Annotated in this window: 18 protein-coding genes; 11 read left to right on the top strand and 7 right to left on the bottom strand. The window is 74.9% G+C overall.

Features of this window, described 5'->3' with window-relative positions; all coding sequences use genetic code 11:
* Positions 1-21: 21 nt before the first annotated feature.
* Positions 22-1,173 carry a multicopper oxidase domain-containing protein gene (locus tag ACZCLJ_RS15080; protein ID WP_463104314.1) on the bottom strand — a complete coding sequence of 384 codons (1,152 nt, stop codon included), beginning with the start codon at positions 1,171-1,173 and terminating at the stop codon, positions 22-24.
* A 528-nt stretch (positions 1,174-1,701) separates the two neighbouring features.
* On the opposite strand from ACZCLJ_RS15080, the gene ACZCLJ_RS15075 reads away from it, so the two are divergent.
* Positions 1,702-2,811, top strand: a complete 1,110-nt coding sequence (locus ACZCLJ_RS15075) for a saccharopine dehydrogenase family protein (RefSeq protein ID WP_463104313.1) — start codon at positions 1,702-1,704, stop codon at positions 2,809-2,811.
* Positions 2,812-2,957: 146 nt separating this feature from the next.
* On the top strand, positions 2,958-3,602 hold the full coding sequence (locus ACZCLJ_RS15070) for a hypothetical protein (RefSeq protein WP_463104312.1): 645 nt from the start codon (positions 2,958-2,960) through the stop codon (positions 3,600-3,602).
* A 112-nt stretch (positions 3,603-3,714) separates the two neighbouring features.
* Here ACZCLJ_RS15070 and ACZCLJ_RS15065 read toward each other — a convergent pair whose 3' ends face one another.
* Complete coding sequence (locus tag ACZCLJ_RS15065) at positions 3,715-4,581, bottom strand: alpha/beta fold hydrolase (RefSeq protein WP_463104311.1); 867 nt, start codon at positions 4,579-4,581, stop codon at positions 3,715-3,717.
* Between the two features lie 177 nt (positions 4,582-4,758).
* Positions 4,759-5,304, bottom strand: a complete 546-nt coding sequence (locus ACZCLJ_RS15060) for a hypothetical protein (RefSeq protein ID WP_463104310.1) — start codon at positions 5,302-5,304, stop codon at positions 4,759-4,761.
* Positions 5,305-5,436: 132 nt separating this feature from the next.
* On the opposite strand from ACZCLJ_RS15060, the gene ACZCLJ_RS15055 reads away from it, so the two are divergent.
* The 4 genes from ACZCLJ_RS15055 (at position 5,437) to ACZCLJ_RS15040 (ending at position 10,951) form a co-directional block, all read left to right on the top strand.
* Positions 5,437-6,675, top strand: coding sequence for a hypothetical protein (locus ACZCLJ_RS15055; protein ID WP_463104309.1), 1,239 nt, complete (start codon positions 5,437-5,439; stop codon positions 6,673-6,675).
* 98 nt (positions 6,676-6,773) lie between these two features.
* Positions 6,774-7,493, top strand: coding sequence for a histidine phosphatase family protein (locus ACZCLJ_RS15050; RefSeq protein ID WP_251149751.1), 720 nt, complete (start codon positions 6,774-6,776; stop codon positions 7,491-7,493).
* Positions 7,494-7,833: 340 nt separating this feature from the next.
* The gene (locus ACZCLJ_RS15045; RefSeq protein ID WP_463104308.1) at positions 7,834-8,799 is read left to right on the top strand and encodes a glycoside hydrolase family 19 protein; all 966 of its coding nucleotides are present in this window, start codon (positions 7,834-7,836) and stop codon (positions 8,797-8,799) included.
* Positions 8,800-9,013: 214 nt separating this feature from the next.
* The gene (locus ACZCLJ_RS15040) at positions 9,014-10,951 is read left to right on the top strand and encodes a glycerophosphodiester phosphodiesterase (protein WP_463104307.1); all 1,938 of its coding nucleotides are present in this window, start codon (positions 9,014-9,016) and stop codon (positions 10,949-10,951) included.
* Between the two features lie 119 nt (positions 10,952-11,070).
* On the opposite strand, the gene ACZCLJ_RS15035 is transcribed toward ACZCLJ_RS15040, so the two are convergent.
* Complete coding sequence (locus ACZCLJ_RS15035; RefSeq protein WP_463104306.1) at positions 11,071-11,910, bottom strand: VOC family protein; 840 nt, start codon at positions 11,908-11,910, stop codon at positions 11,071-11,073.
* 155 nt (positions 11,911-12,065) lie between these two features.
* On the opposite strand from ACZCLJ_RS15035, the gene ACZCLJ_RS15030 reads away from it, so the two are divergent.
* From ACZCLJ_RS15030 to ACZCLJ_RS15020, 3 genes are all read left to right on the top strand, one after another.
* Entirely contained in the window at positions 12,066-12,251 is a 186-nt protein-coding gene (locus ACZCLJ_RS15030; RefSeq protein ID WP_454042562.1) for a hypothetical protein, read from the top strand.
* 358 nt (positions 12,252-12,609) lie between these two features.
* A complete protein-coding gene (locus tag ACZCLJ_RS15025) occupies positions 12,610-13,728 on the top strand; it encodes an endonuclease/exonuclease/phosphatase family protein (protein ID WP_463106413.1) in 1,119 nt (372 codons plus the stop codon).
* Positions 13,729-14,026: 298 nt separating this feature from the next.
* The gene (locus ACZCLJ_RS15020) at positions 14,027-15,271 is read left to right on the top strand and encodes a ScyD/ScyE family protein (protein WP_463104305.1); all 1,245 of its coding nucleotides are present in this window, start codon (positions 14,027-14,029) and stop codon (positions 15,269-15,271) included.
* A 192-nt stretch (positions 15,272-15,463) separates the two neighbouring features.
* On the opposite strand, the gene ACZCLJ_RS15015 is transcribed toward ACZCLJ_RS15020, so the two are convergent.
* Complete coding sequence (locus ACZCLJ_RS15015) at positions 15,464-16,837, bottom strand: pyridoxal phosphate-dependent decarboxylase family protein (RefSeq protein ID WP_463104304.1); 1,374 nt, start codon at positions 16,835-16,837, stop codon at positions 15,464-15,466.
* A gap of 47 nt (positions 16,838-16,884) precedes the next feature.
* Positions 16,885-18,894, bottom strand: coding sequence for a DHA2 family efflux MFS transporter permease subunit (locus tag ACZCLJ_RS15010; protein ID WP_463104303.1), 2,010 nt, complete (start codon positions 18,892-18,894; stop codon positions 16,885-16,887).
* Between the two features lie 236 nt (positions 18,895-19,130).
* Here ACZCLJ_RS15010 and ACZCLJ_RS15005 point away from each other — a divergent pair, with 236 nt between their 5' ends.
* Positions 19,131-20,738 (top strand): asparaginase, encoded by a 1,608-nt coding sequence (locus tag ACZCLJ_RS15005; protein ID WP_463104302.1) that lies wholly within the window; start codon positions 19,131-19,133, stop codon positions 20,736-20,738.
* A 126-nt stretch (positions 20,739-20,864) separates the two neighbouring features.
* On the opposite strand, the gene ACZCLJ_RS15000 is transcribed toward ACZCLJ_RS15005, so the two are convergent.
* The gene (locus ACZCLJ_RS15000) at positions 20,865-21,899 is read right to left on the bottom strand and encodes a PfkB family carbohydrate kinase (protein WP_463104301.1); all 1,035 of its coding nucleotides are present in this window, start codon (positions 21,897-21,899) and stop codon (positions 20,865-20,867) included.
* 176 nt (positions 21,900-22,075) lie between these two features.
* Between ACZCLJ_RS15000 and ACZCLJ_RS14995 the strand changes: the two genes are divergently transcribed.
* Positions 22,076-22,474 carry a hypothetical protein gene (locus ACZCLJ_RS14995; protein WP_463104300.1) on the top strand — a complete coding sequence of 133 codons (399 nt, stop codon included), beginning with the start codon at positions 22,076-22,078 and terminating at the stop codon, positions 22,472-22,474.
* The last annotated feature ends 1 nt before the right edge of the window (position 22,475 follow it).

The following is a 22,475-nucleotide window of genomic DNA, read 5'->3' as shown; positions in this document are numbered from 1 at the left end:
CCTGGTGGTGCGGGAACCGGGTCAGTGGTCGGTGTGCACCGCCAGCGGCGGCAGGCCCGCCACGCCGTGGTCCGTGGGGGCGGCGTCCGCCCCGGGCTCCGTGGTCGCCGTCGTCCCGCTGGACGTGCCCGACGCCGCGTGCCCGCCGTGCGCCTGGAAGCGGTCGATGGACTCCTGGGCACCGGCCGGCATGCTGCCGTCGGCGTTGCGGACGAGGAAGATGCCTGCCATCCCGCCGTCGGCGTGGAACTGGACGTGGCAGTGGTACATCCACGCACCGGCCCCGACCCCCAGCCCGGCGACGACCTGGAACCCGAACGCGTCGCCGGGGTTGAGGTCGCGGTTGTCCACGACCTGGGTCACGTCCTCACGCCCGGACAGCAGGCCGGTGCGGTTGTTCGCCCAGCGGTGCGCGTGCAGGTGGAACGTGTGGAACGTGTTGCCGTGCCCGATGCAGATGAACTCGACGCGCTCCCCGAGGTTCGCCTCGAACATCGGCGTGTCCGGAGCGGCCTTGTTGTTGATGAGCATGTCGTTGAACACGACGGTGAACTGCTTCTCGGGCAGCACGTCCCCGACCCGGCGCACGACGAGCGCGCCGTACAGCCCGGCGGCGATGCCCGGCGTCCCGTGCTCGCCCCACGCGTGGTCGTGGTAGTGCCAGTAGCCGGCGCTCCCGGGCATCCAGATGCCGCGGTCGCGGCGCATCGGCACGGTCGACCAGACGTACGTGCGGGTCTCCCCCGGCTCGTTGAACGAGTCGTTGAAGGGGCTGCCGTCGCTGTTGACGTCGTAGTTCACGCCGTGGGGGTGGATCGACAGCCGCTGGTCGGTGGTGTTGACCAGCGTGATCTCGAGCGTCTCGCCCTCCCACATCTCGAGGATCGGGCCGGGCACCGTGGCCTTCCCCGGCTCGAGCCCGTAGCCGACGGTCCGGTCGTCGATGCGCTCCGCGTACATCGTGATCTTGCGGGTGCCGCTCGCCGCGGCGGCGACGGGTGCCGCGGCGGTCGAGCCCGCGGCGGCCGCGGGCGCGGCAGCGACGACGCTGCCTCCCGAGCCGAGCACGAGCGCCGCCGCGGGGCTCGCGGCGACGACGCCGGCCCCGACGAGCAGGGAGCGTCGGGACAGCGGCTTCGTGGGGGACTCACCGTCTGTCGTCGGTGCGGACATGGTTCTCCTTCCGGACGGAGGCATGCCGAGTCGACCCGGCGCGTCGGCGCGCCGCGGCGATCGGTGCCACGTCTTTCGATCGAGCGGTCACGGGCCGGGGCCCGTGCCGCGAGGGCACGACTGAGCACGCGGGGTCGTTCCCGCGCTGGAGGTACGTCGGAGGCGTGATGAGGTTGTCGGACGGGCGGGGCGCATCGCGCGGTGGGCAGGTACCCGAGCCGCGAGGAGGTCCAGGGCCAGCGAGGGCCGTGCCGGTGCACGCCGCGATGCGTGCGGGCCGGCGGTCGGTCCGGACGCCCGGCTTCCCCTGGGCCCGACGTCCGGATCCCCCGGTGGATTCCAGGGGCAACTGAGATTCATCACACCCCACCCAGACAGCGGTGTCAACAGGTGTACGGAAGTTTTGTCGTCAACGCGCAAAAGTCCCCTGTCGATCGACAGAGCGCTCAGCATGTGGGAGCGGTGCCATCCCGCCCTCGGCGCGACGGGCGGCGCGCGAGCCGTCCGGAGCGCTCGTACTCTCACGGGATGCGACGCATCGTCCTGCTCGGCGCCACGGGGTACACCGGCACGCTCGTCGCGCACGAGCTCGTGCGTCTCGGGGCACGGCCGCTGCTCGCCGGGCGGTCGCGCGACAGGCTGGCGTCGCTCGTCGACGACCTGACGAGCGTGGCCGGTCCGCGGCTCGAGACGGCGATCGCCGACGTCAACGACCCGGCCACGGTGCGCGCGCTCGTCGAGCCCGGCGACGTGCTCGTGTCGACGGTCGGCCCGTTCGCGCGGCACGGTGGACCCGCGGTCGAGGCCGCGATCGACGCCGGCGCCGTCTACCTCGACTCGACGGGCGAGCCCGCGTTCATCCGCGACGTCGTCGAGCGGTACGGCCCGCGAGCGGGTGCGGCGGGCACCGCGCTCCTCACGGCGTTCGGCCACGACTGGGTGCCCGGCAACGTCGCAGGCGCCCTCGTGCTCCGCGAGGCGGGTGACGCCACGACGCGGCTGAGCATCGGCTACTTCGGCAGCGGCGGGGGCGGCATCAGCGGTGGCACCCTGGCGAGCGCGGCACGGGTCGTGCTCGAGCCGTCGTACGCCTTCCGCGGCGGGCGTCTGCGCGCGGAGCGGGTCGGCGCGCGGGTCGTGACCTTCGAGCTCGGGCACGGACGGCGGGTCCGGGGCGTCTCGGCGGGCGGCACCGAGCCGTTCACCCTGCCGGCGCTCGCGCCCGGTCTGCGCGACGTCGACGTCGTGATCGGCGCGAGGACCCCCTCGCTGCGGCTCGTGCCCGCGGCGACGGCGCTCCTCACCGGCGCGCTCCGGGTCCCCGGCCTCGGCCCCCGCGTGCGCCGCGTGCTCGAAGCCAGGTCGACCGGCTCGTCCGGCGGCCCCGACGCCGCGAGACGCGCGCGGTCGCGGAGCCACGTGGTCGCCGACGCCCGCGACGCCGACGGCGCGCTGCTGCGGCGCGTCCGCCTCGACGGGCCGGACCCCTACGACCTGACCGCCCGGTTCCTCGCGTGGGGTGCCCTGCGGGCGGCCGAGGACGGCGTCCGGGGTACCGGCGCGCTGGGTCCCGTCGACGCGTTCGGCCTCGATGCCATGCTCGACGCTCTCCGCGAGGCAGGCGTCCGCATCCGCTGAGGCGGGAGGTCGTCGTCCGCCGACCCGGGACGTCGCCCGCCGACCCGGGACGTCGCTCGCCTACCCGCGACGTCGTCCACCGACCCGGGACGTCGCCGTCGGCCGACCCGGGCCGACGCGGTCCACGGATCCGGGACACTGGTCCCGTGACCCGCACCGCTCGACCCGTGCCCGTGCCCGTGCACCGGCGCGCGATGGTCTGGACCCGCGTGCGCGGCGGAGTGCGGGGCCGCGAGCGCCTCTCGCCCTTCGTGGACTTCCTCGCGGTGCTGCTGATCCTCGTCGCCCTGCTCGGCGGGTGCGTGGTCCTGTGCGTGCTGGCCCTGCGTGCCGAGGAGGGGTTCGCCGGGTTCGTGGCCGCCCTGGCGGCGCTCGGGTTCGCGTGCGGTCTCGGTCTGTACGTGCGCGCCCCGCTGCGCGGGTCGGTCGTCCTGCGACCCGACGGGGTCGAGCTGCCGACGGGTCGCACGGAGACGACGCGCGTCGTCGTGAACTGGGACGACGTCGCCGACGTGCGGGTCGTGCCGGGCGAGCGCCGTCCGTCCGTGGCCGTGGACCTGCGCGACGGGGCCCGCATCGTCCTGGCCGAGGGCGAGGACCTCCTGCGGGCGCGGGCGCCGGGTGCCGCGCCAGACCTGGGCGCCGTCGACCTCGTCGACGCCGAGGCGGTCGCGCTCGTGCTGCGCCACCTCCTGGACCACCCCGACGACCGCTCGCTCCTCGCCGCGCGCCAGGGGCTGGGGATCGTCCTCGCCTTCTCGCGCCCCGCCTACGGGACGACGGAGCCCTGAGATCGGCGGCGAGACGTGAGATCGGCAGAAGGACGTGAGATCGGCAGAATGACGTGAGACCGGCCCTCTGGAGGACCGGTCTCACGCCGCCCTGCCGATCTCGACGCGCGGGTCAGCCCGCGAGCACCTCGCGCAGGGTCTTCGCGAACGCCGCGGGGTCGTTGTCCGGCGACCACTCGCTGACCATGAAGCCGCCGTGGTCGCCGGGGAACGTCACGGCCTCGACGCCGAGCGCCCCGGCGACGGCGACCCCGCCGCGCCAGGCGAGCGTACCCTCGCCGTCCGCGCTGACCGCGGGGACGATCCGCACCCCGGACGACCGCAGGGCCTCGACGTCCGGCGCGTACAGCGGCTGGGCCGCGAGGTTGCCGTACAGCAGCACGTCGTCGCGGGAGCCGTCGTCCTCGGTCGGCATCCCGAACATGGCGGGGTCGGGCGCGGGGCGGTCGAGGTAGTCGGCCGGCAGCGGGCCGACATGGCTGATGAGGGCGATGAACTTCGCCATCGCCGGCCCGTACCCGTCCCGGTGGTAGGTGGCGACGATGTCGAGCTCCGCCGCGTCGGCGACCTCGCGGTCCTCGAGCACGGCCGTGAGCGGCGGCTCGTGCGCGACGAAGGTGCGCAGGTCCTCCGGGTGCTGCTCGATCCAGGACAGGCCGACGATCCCGCCGCCGCTCGACCCGAAGACGTCGACCGGGCCGATGCCGAGCGCCTCGACGATCCGGTGCAGGTCGTCCGCGTGCAGCGGCATGGTCACCTCGCCGCCGGGCGCGAGCGTGCTGCGCTCGGCTCCGCGCGGGTCGTAGAGGACGACCGTGCGGTCGTCGAACAGCTCGGCGAGCTGCGTGAAGCCGGAGGCCCCCATCGGCGAGCCCATGACGACGAGCGGCGGCTGGTCGCCCGGGGTGCCGGGCTCGATCACGTCGTAGGTGAGGACGGCACCGGGCACGTCCAGGGTGTGGGTGGTGCGCTCGCTCATGTCAGCCTCCGCGTCGTCGGTCCTGCCGGCCCGGCCGCCCTGCGCGGCGGGTCGGCGTTCATGGACGGTAGACGCGGGGACCGACGAGAACTGATCGGCCTCGATGCGGTCGTCGCGCCCGGCTCGCCTCCGCGGGTCCCGCGGGCTCAGCCGTTGTCCGCCGGGACGGCGTGCGCGTCAGGCGGCGCCGGACGCCACGATCGCGACGACGACGCCAAGGACCGCCACCACGCCGCCGAGGACCGCCGCCCCGAGGGCGACCTTCGACCGCCCGGTCATCCGCAGGCGCAGCCCGAGCGAGCTCGCCGCCTCCCGGATGATGCGGCGGCCGGGGACCGGCGAGAACGCGTAGGCGACGACGGCGCGCAGCCGCCCCTCGTCGTCGAGCCCGACCCGGATCTTCGCCGAGTACGTCCAGCTCGTCCCGTCGAACCGGGACGCCGAGAGCACCCCTCCGAGCCGTGGCTGCGGACCGTGCGCGCCGACGACCCACTCGACCTGCGTCCGGCGTTCGAGGATCGAATAGCCCGGCCCGTCCGGCTCGACCCGGACGACGAAGTCGTACGTCTCCCGCAGACCGCTGCGGGACAGCACGCCCCACCAGCGCGCGTCGGCGAGGTCGAGCTGCATCGTGAACCCGTCCGGGCGCGGGTCGACGATCCGGTAGGGCGTCTGCTCGAGCCGCTGCCCGACGGCGGCGGCGAGGTCGGCGGCGGTCGGCACGGCGCCCACCCTACGACCCGTCAGCCGGTCAGCTCCACGACGTGCCTGGTCGACCTCGCGCCCCTCCGGCGCCCGCCGGAGATGTCCGGCTCGACGTGCTTCGTGACACCCGGGTGCCACTACCCTCGCAGGATGCCGTCATCGAGGACCGCCCCTCCCGTCGTCGTCGCCGGACTGCTCACCGCGCTGCTGTGGCTGCTGACGGGCCAGGCCGCCGACTGGGTGCACGCGAACGCCACCTACCTCGTCCACAGCGCGATCGTCCGGACCGTCCTGCCGCACCCGACCGGCCTCGTCCTCGGCGGCGAGCCGCTGACCGGGAACGCGGTCCTCACCGCGGTCCTCGCGGGCGCCGTCGCCGCGCTCGGCACGTTCCTCGCGGTGCGGCGCCTCCCGCTGTGGACGGGTCGCTGGGCGGCGTTCCTCGCGGTGTGGTTCACCGTGGTGGCGGCGGCCGTCGGCGCGGGGACCGCGCGCTGGTTCTCGGGCATGACGCTGCCGTGGACGGCGGAGCGCACGTCGGGTCTCCTCGGCGCGCTCGTGGACGGGTACTGGGGCCTGGTGAACGGCTGGGTGGTGGGCCTCGCCGTCGTCGTGACGCTCGCGCTCAACGACCGGCGCGACGACCCGGCGGGGTCGCGGCACGCGCGCGCCCTGCCGCACGTGCGGATCCTGCCCGCGGTGCTCACGGCCGTGGTGTCGGCGGTCGCCGTGTGGGCGGGCGCCGGGTTCGCGCGCCAGGTGCTGCTCGCGACGTCGTGGGCGCGCGACGTCCTCGGCCCGCTCGACGGCCGCGTCCCGCCGCCCGCGATGCGCTGGGGCGAGAGCCCGCAGGACCTCCTCGACCAGCCGGTCGAGCTGGGGCTGCTAGGGGTCGTCGCGCTCGTCGTCGGCGTGCTCGTGGCGCTCGCGACGCGGCGGCTCCCGCCGGCGACCGGCCGCGTCGCGCTGGGGCTCGCGGTGTGGTTCGCGTGCGTCGCCGCGGCGGCGACCGCCGCCGCGGTGCGCGAGGTGGCGCACCGCCTCGAGGTGTTCGGGTCGTTGTCCGGACCGGACCTGAACCAGGTCCTGCCCCCGGTGCAGGACGCCCTGGCCTGGGGCATCGGACTCGGCTGGGTCGTCGCGCTGCTGACCGTCCTGGTCCACCGGCACGCGGGGACCGTCGTGCCGGAGGGCGTCCCCCTCGAGGACCCCTGGCCCGCTCCCGCACCGGCTCCGGTGGCCACGGAGGACCCCGCGGTTCCGGACCACGGCGAGCAGGGCGAGGACGCGGCACGGGACGAGCAGGCGCCGCGGGACGAGCAGGCGCAGAGCGAGGGCGCGGACGCGGGGCGGCGAGCGCGCCCGGTCACCGACCGGACCCCTGCCTGACTCCTCCCGGACCCCTGCCCGACGCCGCCCGGTCACCTCGGCGCGCTAGCGTCGCGGTCGACCGCGACACCGGGAACCACCGGAAGGGCACACCGACGATGACCCTCACGATCACGCTCGTCCGCCACGGGCAGACCGTCCTCAACGCGCGCCGCCACCTCCAGGGCGCGTGCGACTCCCCTCTCACGCGCACCGGCCGCGCCGGCGTCCGCGTGACGGCGCAGCACCTCGCGCGCCACGACTTCCACACCGCGTACTCCTCGCCGCAGGGCCGCGCCGTCCTCACGGCGATGGAGATCCTGCGGCACCACCCCGACCTGACCATGACGGTCGACCACGACCTGCGCGAGCTGTCGTTCGGCACGTTCGAGCGCCGGCCCGAGCACGAGCTCGACGCGGTCGAGCCGTGGTCCGAGCTCGTGCCCGCCGTCCTCGCCGGCACCCACCCGGGCGTCGGCGGCGGAGAGCCGGGGGCAGACTTCATGGCCCGCGTCGCCGCGGTGTTCGACCGCATCGTCGCCGCGCACGACGACGCCGCCCGCCCGGGTGCGACGCAGGACCGGGACGTGCTCGTCGTCGGGCACGGGCTGACGCTCGGCGCCTACCTCGCGACGCTCGACCCGACGTGCCTCGCCGCGCTGCCGAACGCGTCCGTCTCGACGGTCGAGGTGACCGACGGCACCGCGCGCGCCGTCTCGGTCGGGGTCGACGTCGCGGGCCACGGCTCGGTCGCGGCACGGCCCGCCCCGCTGCCCCCGGGCGGCGTCCCGGTCGACCCCTCGGTGGTCGCCGCGCGCTCGGCGACCGTGCCGGGCTAGAGCCGAGCACGGAGGCACGTCCCGTCGCCCCTCGCACGAACGGGCCGAGGTGGGACGGCGCCGGGACGGGAGCGCGGCAGCCGACCGGGACGCACGGAGAGCCCGGCGGGAACGACGGCGCGCGCGGGTCGTGGCGGGTCTGACGGGAGGCCGCGAGGCACGAGCGGCCGGATGATAGACCCGCGCGCGCCGTCGTGGACGCCGGGCGGACGGAACGCCACGGGAGCCGGGCGACCGGACGCGGGACGGACGACTACGGGGTTCCCCGTACGGGGGTTGTCCATCCCAGGGCGGGCGGCACAGGCTCGTCGGTGACCCGATCCCGACGAGAGGTGCACCGATGCACTCCCCCGCTCAGACCCGTGTCTCCCGGCTCCCGGCCCCGCTCTCCCGGCCGCTCGCCGCGCTGCTCGCGCTCACCCTGGCGCTCCTCGCCGCGCTCGCGCTGACCACGGCCGGCCCGACGCCGTCCGCCCAGGCCGCCACGGCGTGCGCCCCCGCGTGGAGCGCGGGCGCCGTGTACACCGGCGGTGCCGTCGTCTCGCACGGCGGCCAGAACTGGCGCGCGGGCTGGTGGACCCAGAACGAGCGCCCCGGCACCACCGGTGAGTGGGGCGTGTGGCGCTCGCAGGGCGCGTGCGGCGGCACGACCGACCCCGGCGGCCCGACCGACCCGGGCACGCCCGGCAGCTTCGTCGTCAGCAGGGCCCAGTTCGACCAGATGTTCCCGAACCGGAACCCGTTCTACACGTACGACGGCCTGGTCGCGGCGCTCTCGGCCTACCCGCAGTTCGCGTCGGCGGGCGGCACGGAGATCGCGAAGCGCGAGGCCGCGGCGTTCCTCGCGAACGTCAACCACGAGACCGGTGGCTTGGTCTACGTCAAGGAGATCAACACCGCGAACTACCCGCACTACTGCGACACCTCCCAGCCGTACGGGTGCCCCGCGGGCCAGAGCGCGTACTACGGCAAGGGCCCGGTCCAGCTGAGCTGGAACTACAACTACAAGGCTGCGGGCGACGCGCTCGGCATCGACCTGCTCAACAACCCGTACCTCGTGGAGACCGACCCGGCCGTCGCGTGGAAGACGGGGCTCTGGTTCTGGAACACGCAGTCGGGCGCGGGCACGATGTCCGGGCACCAGGCGATCGTCGGCGGTGCGGGCTTCGGCGAGTCGATCCGCTCGATCAACGGGTCGATCGAGTGCAACGGCGGCAACCCGGCTCAGGTCCAGTCCCGCGTGACCGCGTTCCAGCGGTTCGCGCAGATCCTCGGCACGACGACGGGTGCGAACCTGTACTGCTGACCCCGACCCCGGGAGGCGCGCCGGCGCCGGTCGCCCCACCGGCGCCGGCGCGCCCTCCGGACGGTGAGCTCCCGCGGTCCCCGGACGGCCGGCCGACCGGTTCGGGGCGTCACCCGACCGACGCGCGGTGTTGGTCCGCTCGTCGCGCGGGGGCCACCCGGTGTTCCTAGCGTCGTCAGGGCAACCGTCAGCACGACGCCTGGAGGACCCGACGATGACCGTCACCACCACCCGCCCGACCCGCAGACCCGCCGCGAGGCGCTCCGGCCTCGCCGCGGCGCTCGTCGCCGCCACGGTCGCCGCCGGGGCGCTCGCCCCCGGCGTCGCCGGTGCCGCGCCGCTCCCCGCCGCTCCCGGTGCCGGCGCGGTGCCCGCCGTGCTCGCCCAGGAGCCGGGCGACGTCGTGCTCACCGAGACGTTCGACGGCGACACCCTCCCCGCAGGCTGGACGCCCGTGCTCGGCGACTGGCAGGTGCAGGACGGCCGGCTCGTCGGCGACGCGCCCGACGGGTCCTCGCCCGCGCGCATCACGTTCGGCGAGTCGATCGAGAACTTCCGCCTCGAGGCGACCCTGCGCTTCGAGCAGGTCGACAACGCCTCCCGCTGGGCGGGCGCGATCCTCGACGTCGCGCCCGACGGGTCCGTCCCGTGGTGGCAGGCCGTGCTGCGCAGCACCTCGACCGCGAGCAACGGCGCCGAGATCGCGCAGCGCACGCGCGCGAACGCGTGGAACGTCCCGTACACCGCGTCGGCGCCGTTCGACGCGGGCACCGGCCGCGACGTCGCGCTCGCCGTCGAGGTGCAGGGCGCGCAGGCGACGTGGGCCCTCGACGGCCGGGAGGTGCTCGAGGGTCGCATCGACCGGACCGACGGCGGCGCGCTCGGGTTCGTCACAGCAGGCGCCACCGTGAGCATCGACGACGTCAGCGTCACGGAGATCGAGCCCGCGTCCTGGGTCGGCGACGACGGCGAGCTGCCGGTCACGGTCGCCCACCGCGGCTACTCGTCGGTCGCGCCGGAGAACACCCTCGCCGCGTACGCCGCGGGCATGCGCACCGGTGCCGAGTACGTCGAGATCGACGTGCACACGTCCGCGGACGGCGTCCCCGTGGTGAGCCACGACCAGACCGTCGACCGGACGACCGACGGGTCGGGCGACGTCGCGCAGCTGCAGTCCTCGTACCTCGCCGGGCTCGACGCCGGCTCCTGGTACAGCCCGGCGTTCGCGGGCCAGCGCCTGCCGACGTTCGCCGACATGCTGGAGCTCGTGGAGACCGGATCGTCGACGATGCTCCTCGAGATCAAGGGGCCGGAGACGTCCGCCGAGGTGGAGCGCGTCGTCGACATGATCGTGGACGCCGGGCTCGAGGACCGCGTCGTCCTGCAGTCGTTCGACGTGGACGCTCTCCGGTACGCGCGCGAGCACGCACCGCAGATCCCGCGCGGCCTGCTCCGCGGCACGCTCGACGCCGACCCGGTCACCGTCGCGCAGGAACTCGGCGCGGTCATGTACAACCCGTCTGCGGCGGCGCTGCTCGCGCGGCCGGGCGTCGTCGGAGAGCTCAACGCGGCAGGGATCGCCGTCATGCCGTACACCGTGAACTCGGCGGCGGACTGGAAGCGGCTCACCGAGATCGGTGTCGACGGCGTCATCACCGACCGCGCCGGGGCTTTCGTCGGCTGGAAGGAGGCGCAGGGCCAGGCGGTCGACCCCGAGCCACCCGCCCCGACCGTCAGCATCGTCAGCCCGGCCGAGGGCACCGAGGTCGAGCGCGGTCAGACGCTCGTCGCCGCCGCGTCGTCCACCGACGCCGACGAGGTCGTGCTCACGCTCGACGGCGAGCCGGTCGAGAACGGCGCCACGATCCCCGCCGCCGACCTCGCGCTCGGCGAGCACACCGTCGTCGCGACGGCGACCGGCGAGGGCGGCGAGGCGACGGCGGAGCGGACCGTCGTCGTGACGGTCACCGCCGAGGGCCTGCGCGCCCGGCTCGCCGGGCTGGACGTGAGCACGGGCCAGCTCCAGCAGCTGCTCTCCGCGCTGGAGCGCGAGGACTGGGACCGCCTCGTGCGCACCGTGACGAAGCACGTGGACGACGACGCGACGGTCGAACGTCTCGCCGCGGAAATCGACCACCTCGCGGCACGCTGACGCGTCACTGACGCACCACTGACCCGTTCGCCGAACCCCGGGTTGCGCGTCGATCGACCGTCCGATCGCCGTGCGACCCGGGGTTCGGCGTTCAGGACGCGCGACCCGGGGTCCGTCCGTCAGACGGGCTGCTTCGGGGCGAACTGCGAGAGCGTGAGCTCGGCGCCCTGCGGGTCGCGGACCACCGCGTCGCGCGACCAGTCCGTCTCGACCGTCGACAGGACGGCCGCGCCCGCACGCTCGGCGGTCGTGACGGACGCGTCGCGGTCGGCGACGGCGAACGTCACGACGAAGCGCGCGGGGCCGTCGGCCCGCTCGATCCCGGCGGCGACGTCGGCGAACCCCGGGGGCAGCTTCGCCTGCCGCTCGTGGATCCCGGGGTCGGACGTCCGCGCCAGGTGGCCCCCGTACCCGGGCACGCGCACCATGCCGGCGCCGAGGTCGGGACTCACCTCCCACCCGAGCAGCGGCCCGTAGAAGTGCAGCGCCCGCTCGGGGTCGGGCGTCCGCAGGATGCTGAAGTTCCACGTCCCGGGCTCGTTGACGCGCTGGGCCCCGAGGCGTTCGTCCGGCTCCCAGAACCGGCACGTCGCGCCCTGGCGGTCGCGCACGACGGCCATCCGGCCCGCGGAGCCGACCGTCGTCGGCCCTGCGAGGACCTCGCCCTCCAGGTCCTCGACGCCTCGCGCCGCCGCGTCGACGTCGTCGACCGCGACGTACGTCACCCACTGCGCGGGCCCCTCCCCCGAGGCGATGGCCGCGACGGGCTGCCCGCCGAGCGACGCGACGACGTACCGGCCGTCCGTCCCGGGCGGGAGCCGGTCCTCGAAGGACCAGCCGAACACCGTGCCGTAGAACGCGAGCGCCGCGTCGACGTCGGGCTGTTCGGTGTCCACCCAGCACGGCACGCCGTGGGGATAGGTGCGCGGGACCGGTCCGCCCGGCTGCTGGTCCGCCATGTCGACCTCCGTCCGTGCCGCTGCGCGCGGCCCCGTCCCACCTTCGGCCCGTGGAGCCCGCCTCCGCAAGGGCCGGACCCTTCCCCGCCGCGCGAGCACCGGAGCGCGGCCCTACGGTCAGGGTCCGACGACCTCGACACCCCGGAGGCACGACCATGTGGGCATTCTTCGGACGCCGGCTGCGCACGCTCGTCATCGCGGTCGTGCTCATCCCCGTCGCGACGCGGGTCGCGCGGGCGATCGCGGATCGCACGGAGGCGAAGCACGGCGGGCCGACGACGCTCTCGCGCGGGCTGCGCTCCGTCGACGGGCTGGCCCAGAAGGCCCGGCGGCTGCTCTGACCCGACGCCGGGGAGTCACCTCCCGGTCTTCCCGGCGTCACCCCGACCTCGTACGGTGGCGGGGACGATCCGTCGACGACGAGGGAGCCCGACCGTGACCACGAGTACCGCGCGATCCCGCACCACGACCCCCACCACGAGCCGTCCCCGCGCCCGCCCGCGGACCCGCACGGCGCTGGCCGCGGCGCTCACCGCCACCCTGGCGCTGGGTGCCGTCGGCGCGTCGGCGGGAGCCGCCGTCGCCCACGGCGGCGGCCACGGGAACGGCGGCGGCCACGGCCACGGCCACGGAGGCGGGAGCGGGCCTGGCGGCGGGAGCGGGCACGGCGGCGGGAGCGGGCACGGGAAGGGCGAGACGCTGCGCGTCGCGACGTACAACGCGAGCCTCAACCGCGCCGCCGCGGGCGAGCTGGAGGCCGACCTGTCGACGCCCGACGACGCTCAGGCCGCCACGATCGCCGAGGTCCTGCAGCGCACGCGCCCCGACGTCGTGCTGCTCAACGAGTTCGACCACGTCCCCGACGGCCGCGCCGTCGACCTGTTCCGCGACAACTACCTCGAGGTCCCGCAGGGCGGCGCGCAGCCGATCGAGTACCGGTACGCGTACGTGGCGCCGTCGAACACGGGGATCCCCAGCGGGTTCGACCTCAACAACGACGGGACGGTGGGCGGCGGGGACGACGCCCTCGGGTTCGGCCTGTTCGAGGGGCAGTACGGCATGGCGGTCCTGTCGCGGTACCCGATCGACACGCGCGACGTCCGCACGTTCCAGGAGTTCCTCTGGAAGGACATGCCGGGCGCGCTCCTGCCGGACGACCCGGCGACGCCCGAGCCGGCGGACTGGTTCACGCCCGAGGAGCTCGAGGTCGTGCGCCTGTCGAGCAAGTCGCACTGGGACGTCCCCGTCCGCGTCGGCAAGCGCACCGTGCACGTGCTCGCCTCGCACCCGACGCCGCCCACCTTCGACGGCCCCGAGGACCGCAACGGCCGCCGCAACCACGACGAGATCCGCTTCTGGGCGGACTACGTCACGCCGGGCAAGGCCTCGCGGTACGTCTACGACGACGACGGCCGTCGCGGCGGGCTGCGACCGAGCGAGTCGTTCGTGGTCCTGGGCGACCAGAACGCCGACCCGCTCGACGGCGACTCCGTGGACGCGGCGATCGACCAGCTCCTCGACCACCGGCGCATCACGGACCCGCTGCCCACGTCGGAGGGCGGTCCGGAGGCGGCCGCGCTGCAGGGCGGCGCGAACGCGACGCACGAGGGCGACCCCGCGTACGACACCGCGGACTTCGCCGACACCGCGCCCGGCAACCTGCGCGCCGACTACGTGCTCCCGTCGCGCGACCTGCGCGTGCGCGACGCCGGCGTGTTCTGGCCGGTCCAGGCCGACCCGCTGTCGCGGCTCACGGGCGTCTACCCGTTCCCGAGCAGCGACCACCGCCTCGTGTGGGTCGACGTCGCGGTGCGCTGAGCGCTCATCGCGTCCGGGATCTTCACCCGGGATCTCACCCCTCCGGCCGGGACCGGGCTCTGGCGCGGCCCCGACCGGAGGGTGCACACTCGTGGAGGCTCGTGCTCACTGCTGAGTCACAGCCACCTCTCACCGAGACTGCGGCCGGCTCCGCCGGCCCCCGGCACGGTCGCCCCGCGACGCGCGCCTCCGTCGTCCGGCCCGACGACATCCCTGAACACGCCCGGACCTCGCGTGCCCGCTACCGCGGGCCGTCCCCTTGCGGGTGTCGGGCACCGCCGGACCTTGGAGCACACCCATGAGACGCGTTCCCACCGTCCTGGCCGCCGCGGCCACGACGCTGCTGCTGGCCGCCACCCCCGCCGTCGCGCACGGCGGGGGCAAGCCCGAACCCCGCCCACCCACCGTCAAGGACGTCACCGGCGGGCTCCTCGGGCCCCTGAGCCTCGCCGTCGGCCCGCACGGCATCACCTACGTCTCGCAGGACTTCGCCGGGCTGCTCACGTCCGTCGCACGCGACGGGACCACCACCGTGCTCCACGGAGCGGAGGCCGGGCACGAGGTCGGGGGCGTGTCGTACGCGGACCGGACGATCACCTTCACCGAGACCTTCTACGGCGAGAGCGACACGTCGCTGTCCGCCGTGCTCAAGACGGTCCGGACGGACCGCGGCGGCACGCCCGTGGGCGCACCGACCGTGCTCGCCGACGTGCACGCGTTCGAGACGGCGAGCAACCCGGACGGGGACGTGACGTACGGGCTGCTCGAGACGGACCCGGCGTGCCTCGACCAGATCCCCGAGGACGCCTTCCTGCCCGGGACGTACACGGGGATCGTCGACGCCCACCCGTACGCGACGACGACCTCGCGCGGCACGACGTACGTCGCCGACGCCGGCATGAACGCGATCCTCGCGCACGACCGTCGCGGACTGCGCACGGTCGCGGTCCTGCCACCTCAGCCCTTGGCCGTGACCGCGGACATCGCCGGCCAGGTCGGGTGGCCGGAGTGCGTCGTGGGCGAGACGTACTGGTGGGAGCCCGTGCCGACCGACGTCGAGGTCGGGCCGCGGGGCCAGCTCTACGTGACCGCGCTCCCCGGCGGCCCGGAGGACCCGGACGTCGCGCGCGGTGTGGTGTTCACCGTCGACCCCCGGCGCGGCACCGTGCGCCAGATCGCGACCGGCTTCGTCACCGCCACCGACCTCGCCGTCACCCCGACGGGGACGGTCTACGTGGCCGAGCTGTTCGGCGGCAAGATCTCCGTCGTCGAGCGCGGCCGGCTCCGCACGCTCGTCGAGGTACCTCTCCCCGGCGCCGTCGAGTGGACGGGCAAGGGCCTCGTCGCGACGACGAACGCACTCCCGGGCGAGGGCGCGCCGCCCGACGGCCGCGTCACCACCGTGAGCCTCGGCAAGACGAAGGGTCACGGGGGCCACGGGGGCCACGGGGGTCACAGCGGCCACGGCGGCTGGGGCTCAGGGCGTGACGACTGGCGGGGCGACCGGCACGGCCTCGGCGGCTGGTTCGACCGGGACCGCTGAGCCCGCCGGCCTGCCGGGGGGCGCCGTCGAGCACGACGCTGCTCACCGCCGAACATGACATCGCGGTCGTTCTCACCCCGAGAACGACCGCGATGTCATGTTCGGCGGTACCTCGCGCCAGCGGTACCTCGCGCAGGCGGTACCTCGCGCCGGGGGTGCCTCGCGTCGGCGGTGCGCCACGCCCGCGACGCGTCAGGCGGACGCCGCGCGGGCCAGGGCGGCGAGGCTCGTCCGGACGTCGGCGTCGGTCGTGGCCCAGCTGCTCACCGAGATGCGCAGCACGGCCCGGTCGTGCCAGCGCGAGCCGGACATCCACGCCGTGCCGTCCTCGAGCACGCGGCGCACGACGTCCTGCGTGCGCTCGTCGCTGCCGAAGGACGCGCACACCTGCGTGAACACCACGTCGTGGAGCACCTCGACGCCGTCCAGCGCGCGCAGCCCGTCCGCGAACGCGGCCGCGTGGCGGCAGAACCCGTCGACGAGGTCGACGACGCCCTCGCGCCCGAGCGAGCGCAGCACGGCCCAGACCGGGAACGCCCGGCCCCGGCGGGACAGCTCGGGGACCTTGTCGAACGGGTCGCCCGCGTCGCTCTGGATGAGGTAGTCGCCGTGCATGCCCATCGCCGCGCGCAGCGGGACCGGGTCCGCGACGATCGCGAGACCGCAGTCGTACGGCACGTTGAGCGTCTTGTGCGCGTCGGTCGCCCAGGAGTCGGCGGCCTCGTAGCCCGCGACGAGGTGCCGGTACGTCGGCGAGGCGGCCGCGAACAGCCCGAACGCGCCGTCGACGTGCACCCACGCGCCGTGCCGGTGCGCGACGTCGACCGCGTCGGTGAACGGGTCGAACGCGCCCGAGTGCACGTTCCCGGCCTGGAGGAGGACGATCGGCGGCGGCCCGTCGGAGTGCGAGCCCGCGTCGAGCGCCGCGGCCAGCGCGTCGGTCCGGATGCGGCCCTGGTCGTCCGCGGGCACCACCTCCGGCGCGCCGAGGCCGAGGTACGACAGCGCGAGGTCGACCGACTCGTGCCGCTCCGCACCCACGAGCACACGCACGCGCGGCGCCCCCGCGAGCCCGTCGCGGCGCACGTCCCACCCGACCCGGCGCAGGACCTCGCCCCGCGCCGCCGCGAGCGCCGTGAAGTTCGCCGTCGTCGCGCCGGTGACGAACCCGACCGCGCTCGCGGGCGGGAGGCCGAGGAGGTCGAGCAGCCACGCGCTCGCGACGTCCTCGACCGCCGTGTGCGCCGGCGTGACCGTCCGCAGCGCGGAGTTCTGGTCCCACGCGCTCGTGAGCCAGTCCGCGGCGAGCGCCGCCGGGTGGCTGCCGCCGATGACCATGCCGTAGAAGCGCCCCGAGGGCATCGCCGTGAGACCCGGGTCGCACGCGGCGGCGAGGAGGTCGACGACGTCCGCGGCCGGAGTCGGGCCCGCCGGGAGGTCCGTGCCCAGCGCCGCCACGACGTCGTCGACGGCCGCGCGGGGCGGGACGGGTCGCGTCGCGAGCGAGTCCAGCCACTCCGTCGCGTGGGCGTGCGCACGCCGCAGCGCGGCGCCGGTCTCCTCCATCGGTCCTCCCAGGTCGTTCGCGCTCGTGCGCGCTCGTGCGCGCCAGGTCAGCGGTCGTGCACCGGGTCCGCCAGCACGTCGTCGGCGAACTGCTCGACGAGCTCGTCGACGTCCGGCTCGTGGTCCCAGCCCTCCACGTACCGCGCGAGACGGTCCCGCTCGGCCGCTCGCAGCGCGGCGGCCGCGGCGTGCCCGGCGTCGGTGGCGACGACGGTGTCCCGGTCGTCCTCGACGGTGACGAGGCCGCGCTCGGCGAGGGACCGCGCGACGTCGCGCACCCGGTCCTCCGTCCGGCCGGAACGCTCCGCCATGGTCCGGACGGACCGCGAGCCCTTGAGCGACGCGCGCGTGACCATCCACGCCTGGCCGGGCTCGAGCCCGACCTCGGGGGCGATGAACCGGTACACCGCGAGGGGGTCGCGCACGCCCACGCGCCGCCACAGGATCATCCGCAGCTCCTCGAGCGACGTGCGGCTCGACGGCAGGGCGAACGCCTCGCCGGCGGAGTGGCCGGCCACCTCGGCGCGGTCGGGTGTGGCGCCGTCGCGCGCGGACGTGCGGAGCGTGGTCTCCGGCAGGAGCCACGACAGGCCGAACGCGAGGACCGCGACGGGCACGGCCCACAGGAAGACGGTCGAGAGCGAGTCGGCATAGGCGTCGAGGAACCAGTCCTGGACGTCCGTCGGGCACTGCGCGAGCGCGGCGCTCGACGCCGCGAGCGCGTCCGGCCCGCACGGGCCCTGGGCGTCCGGAGGGACGCCGGTCGTGAGGTCCGCGGTGAGCCGGTTCGCGAAGATCGTGCCGAACACGGCGACGCCCACGGACGAGCCGATCGTGCGGAAGAACGTGGCGCCGGACGTGCCGGTGCCGAGGTCGCGGTACTCGACGGCGTTCTGCACCGCGAGGACGAGCACCTGGTTGACCATGCCGAGCCCCAGGCCGAGGACGAACATGCTGAGGCCGGCCTGCAGCGTCGTCGTGTCGCGCCCCATGAGGGACAGCAGGTACAGCCCGACGGCCGTGATCGCCGTCCCGGCGATGGGGAACACCTTGTAGCGGCCCGTGCGGGAGATGATCTGCCCGGACCCGATCGACGTCAGCAGGAGCCCGAGCATCATGGGCGTCATCTGGAGGCCCGACGCCGTGGGGGTGGCTCCCTTGACCTGCTGCAGGTAGAGGGGCAGGAAGGTGATGGCACCGAACATCGCGAACCCGACCGCGAAGCCGACGACGGCCGCCGTGCTGAAGACCCGGTTGCTGAAGAGGCGCAGCGGCAGCACGGGCTCCGCGGCGCGCTGCTCGACGAGCACGAACGCGACGAGCGACACGACGGCGACCGCCGCGAGCCCGTACACCTGGACGGAGCTCCAGCCCCACGTGGTGCCGCCGAGGCTCGTGACGAGGACGATGCTGGTGGCGATGACGCCGAGCAGGATGATGCCCGCGTAGTCGATGCTCGGGTGCTTGGTCGACGCGATCCGCGGGAGCACCGCGACGACCGTGATCAGGGCGACGACCCCGATCGGCACGTTGATGTAGAACACCCATCGCCAGTCGAGGTTGTCGACGAAGAACCCGCCGAGCAGCGGACCGGCCACGGACGAGACACCGAAGACGGCGCCGAACAGGCCCTGGTAGCGACCGCGCTCGCGCGGCGAGACGACGTCGCCGATGATCGCCTGCGCGAGCACCATGAGACCGCCGCCGCCGACGCCCTGCACGGCGCGCCACGCGATGAGCTGCCCCATGGTCTGGGAGGTCCCGGCCAGCATCGAGCCGGCGAGGAAGATGAGGATGCAGACGACGAACAGCGGCTTGCGCCCGACGAGGTCGCCCAGCTTGCCCCACAGCACGGTCGTCGCGGTCGACGCGAGCATGTACGCGGTGACGACCCAGGACAGGTGCTCCGCGCCGCCGAGGTCCGACACGATCGTGGGCAGCGCCGTCGCGACGATGGTCTGGTCGAGCGCGGCGAGGAGCATCGCGAGCATGAGCCCGGCGAAGACGAGGTAGACCCTGCGCTTCGGCAGTTCGGTCTCCGGCAACGCTGTGCTCACAGCCCCTCCCCCGGGTGCGAAGCTCGCTCGTCGGAGCATGGCACGGCGGCAGTCCGGCTGCACGTGGGCGATGCACGTGCGCGGGCCGACGCCCGGCCTGCGGGGTTCCTGGACGCGTGCGCCTCCTGGACGCGCGGGGTTCCTGGACGCGCGTACTTCTTACACCCGGGCAACCCGCAGGCAACACGCAGTGCCTAGCGTCGGGCGCGCAGGGACCACCGACGGAAGGCCAACCCTTGAGAACGCTCACACTGACCCTCTCCGGGCGCGTCGTCGCGCTCGTCGTCGCCGTCGCGCTCGCGCTCGCCGCGGTCGTCGCGACCGTCGCGTACTCGGTCGCCGACTCGCGCGCCACGGCCGCCGCCGCGCGGGCCGACGGCGCACAGCCTCCCGTGCTCGCCGCAGGCGCGGCGACGAACCCGCTCGGCATCGCGTCCGCCCGGTACAGCACCGCGACCGCGAACGCCGCGAGCGCCAAGCCGAAGGTCGTCGTCGTCGCGACCGGCGGCACCATGGCCGGCAAGGCCACGGGCCGCGACACGTTCACGAGCTACCGCGCGGGCACGTACCTCATGGAGGACATGCTGGACACGCTGCGGCCCGAGCTCGACGCCGTCGCCGACGTGACCGCGGTGCAGTTCGGCAACGCCGGCTCGTCCGGCTACTCGATCGCGCAGTTCCACGCGCTGACGCTCGAGGTCGAGAAGCAGCTCGAGACGGCGGACGCCGTCGTCGTGACGACCGGCACGGACACGCAGGAGGAGTTCGCGTACTGGCTCGACCTCACCGTGCAGTCCCGCAAGCCCGTGGTGACGTCTGGCTCGATGCGCCCGTGGGGGTCGGGAGACGGCCCCGAGGACAGCCTCGTGTTCGGCACCGACGCGCCGGCCAACCTGTACAACGCGATCAAGGTCGCGGCGTCCCAGCAGACGTACTGCTTCGGCACGGTGCTCATGCTCAACGACGAGATCCAGGCGGCCCGCGAGGTCACCAAGTCGAACTCGTACCGCACCGACACGTTCCAGACCCGCGAGTACGGCGTGCTCGGCTGGATCGACGGCGACAACATCACGCTCGGCCGCGCCCCGGCCCGCGTCATGACGTGCGACACCGAGGACTGGTTCACGCCGTTCGACCTGACGGACGTCGCGCCCGAGAACCTGCCCCGGACCGAGATCCTCATGTCGTACCAGCAGGCGGGCGGCGAGCCGGTCACGGCGTTCGCGAACGCGGGCGTCAAGGGGATCGTCACCGCGGGTACCGGCGCGGGCGGCATCTCGTCCGCGATGAGCCAGGCCCGCAGCGCCGCGATCCGCGACAAGGGCGTGTGGTTCGTCTCGACGACGCGCACCGGCTCCGGGTCGTCGTACGGCTCGGGCAACGGCCTCATTGCGGGCGGCGACCTCACCGCGATCAAGGCGCGGCTCCTGCTCCTCCTGTCGCGCGCGTTCACCGAGGACTTCGCGACGGCGCAGGGCTGGTTCGCGACCTACGGCAACGCGTCGTTCGACCAGTCGGCGACGGCGGACACGGTCGGCGCCACGCCGGGCAGCACGGCCGTGCTGTTCTCCGGGACCGCGACGCCGTCGTGCAAGGCCCAGAAGGCCGAGCTGACGATCGAGATCACCAGCTCCGACGCCGTGCCGGTCGACCTGCGCGTCGAGAGCCCGGCGGGCGGGTACAAGTTCACGAAGATCCCGGCGGGGCAGACCGTGAAGCACACCATCCCGGCGAAGGTCGCCGAGCTCGCGGCGGGCGAGGCCAAGCTCATCGCCTACAAGAACGTCGACGGCAAGGGCATCCAGACGGTGAAGACCGTCGCCTACCCCGCGACGACCTGCTGACGCCCGGCTGACTCGCACCCAGCAGCCGACCACGGGGTCGGCGACCGCCGAGCACGGGATCGGCGACCGTCTCCTGAGGATTCCGGTCGCTGACCCCGTGCTCGGCGGTCGTCCGTCCTGCTCCCGTCAGCCCCTCGTCGCGGCCAGGGCGACGACGTTCGCCTCGTCCGGGACGGCGTCCTGCGCTCCTGGGCGCCCGACGGCGAGCGCGCCGGCGGCCGCTGCGAGGCGTGCAGCCTCGGTGAGGTCCGCCCCGCGGGCGAGGGCGGCCGCGAGGACGCCGCAGAACGTGTCCCCCGCCCCCGTCGTGTCGACGACGTCGGCGGGGAACGCGGGGACGGCGACGACCTCGGGCTCCGCCCCCGCGCCCTGTGCGCGCCGGGCGACGAGGCACCCGGCCCCTCCGAGCGTCACGACGACCGCCGGGACGCGCGCGAGCAGCAGGACCGCGAGCGCCCCGGCGCCCTGCGCGTCGGTGCGGTCGTGGCCTGCGGCACCGGCCGAGCCGGCCGCACCCGTTCCTGCCGTTCCTGCCGAGCCGAGCGAGTCGAGCGAGTCGAGCGAGCCGAGCGAGCCGGCGAGGTCGGCGGCCTCGTGCTCGTTGACGACGAGCACGTCGACGACAGCCCACACGTCGTCGGGGAGGTCGCGAGAGGGCGCGGCGTTGAGGATCATCGGGACGCCCGGGCGGCGTGCGGCCGCCGCGTCGCGCACGACGTCGAGCGGCACCTCGAGCTGGGCCAGCACGGCGTCGGCCGCGGCGACCCGCGCGACGTCCTCGGCGCCGAGCCGGACGTGGGCGTTGGCGCCCGGGGCGACGACGATCGTGTTCTCGCCGTCGGGCGAGACGGTGATGAGGGCGGTGCCGGTGGCCGCGTCGAGGCGCGCGACGCGGTCGGTCCGCACGCCCGCCGCGTCGAGAGACGCGAGAAGCACCTCTGCGCCGTCGTCGCCGCCGACCGCGCCGACGAAGGTCGTGTCCGCACCCCCGGCGCGCGCGGCCGCGACGGCCTGGTTCGCGCCCTTCCCGCCCGGCGACCGGCGCAGGTCGCCGCCGAGCACCGTCTCCCCCGCGCCCGGGTGCCGCAGCACGTCCACGACGAGGTCGACGTTCGTGGAGCCCACGACGACGACGCGTCCCCGCTCCCCCGACCTGCTCACGCCCGATCGCCTCCCTGGTCGCGGGCCGCCCGCGATGCTCCGCAGCGTAACGATCGGTCCTGGTCCGCGCGCCACCAGCGCCTGTGGACAACCCCTGTCACCGGGCGCGCGGTTGCTAGCGTCGCACCGGATCGAGGACCGCCGGCCCTCGGGACCGCGACGACAGGGGGTCGGTAGTGGCGCACGTCGAGGTGGACACCGACGCGCTGACGCTCGCGGCTGCGCTGACGGCGGGGGCGGCCGGTGCGCTCCTCGCGGTCGGCGGTCCGGAGATCGCGGACCGGGCGGTCGATCCGGTGGCGGCGGGAGACACGGTGCTCGCCGACGCGGTCGCCGGGCTGCTCGGCGCGTGGGGTCCGGCGCGGCGGCTCCTGCTCACCGAGCTCGACCAGCTCGCGGGGGCGCTCCGCGAGGCGGCGGCACTGCTCGACGGCGCGGAGACCGGGGCGGCGCGGAGCCTCGCCGAGATCCTCGTGCCGTCGGGAGCGGTGCGGGCCGTGGGACCGGTGCCGGGTGTGGGAGCGGTGAGGGGCGTGCCGTCGGCCGTACCGCCCGCGCAGGCGCGGGTGGCGTGAC

This window comes from Cellulosimicrobium sp. So1_17 (assembly GCF_055181235.1).
This window is presented reverse-complemented; position numbering and strand designations above follow the sequence as displayed.

Coding starts and splice junctions, on each gene's coding strand:
- ACZCLJ_RS15020 (WP_463104305.1), top strand. CDS start 14,027: ATGAGACGCGTTCCCACCGTCCTGGCCGCCGCGGCCACGACGCTGCTG.
- ACZCLJ_RS15080 (WP_463104314.1), bottom strand. CDS start 1,173: ATGTCCGCACCGACGACAGACGGTGAGTCCCCCACGAAGCCGCTGTCC.
- ACZCLJ_RS15065 (WP_463104311.1), bottom strand. CDS start 4,581: ATGAGCGAGCGCACCACCCACACCCTGGACGTGCCCGGTGCCGTCCTC.
- ACZCLJ_RS15055 (WP_463104309.1), top strand. CDS start 5,437: ATGCCGTCATCGAGGACCGCCCCTCCCGTCGTCGTCGCCGGACTGCTC.
- ACZCLJ_RS15050 (WP_251149751.1), top strand. CDS start 6,774: ATGACCCTCACGATCACGCTCGTCCGCCACGGGCAGACCGTCCTCAAC.
- ACZCLJ_RS15030 (WP_454042562.1), top strand. CDS start 12,066: ATGTGGGCATTCTTCGGACGCCGGCTGCGCACGCTCGTCATCGCGGTC.
- ACZCLJ_RS15045 (WP_463104308.1), top strand. CDS start 7,834: ATGCACTCCCCCGCTCAGACCCGTGTCTCCCGGCTCCCGGCCCCGCTC.
- ACZCLJ_RS15035 (WP_463104306.1), bottom strand. CDS start 11,910: ATGGCGGACCAGCAGCCGGGCGGACCGGTCCCGCGCACCTATCCCCAC.
- ACZCLJ_RS15075 (WP_463104313.1), top strand. CDS start 1,702: ATGCGACGCATCGTCCTGCTCGGCGCCACGGGGTACACCGGCACGCTC.
- ACZCLJ_RS15015 (WP_463104304.1), bottom strand. CDS start 16,837: ATGGAGGAGACCGGCGCCGCGCTGCGGCGTGCGCACGCCCACGCGACG.
- ACZCLJ_RS15040 (WP_463104307.1), top strand. CDS start 9,014: ATGACCGTCACCACCACCCGCCCGACCCGCAGACCCGCCGCGAGGCGC.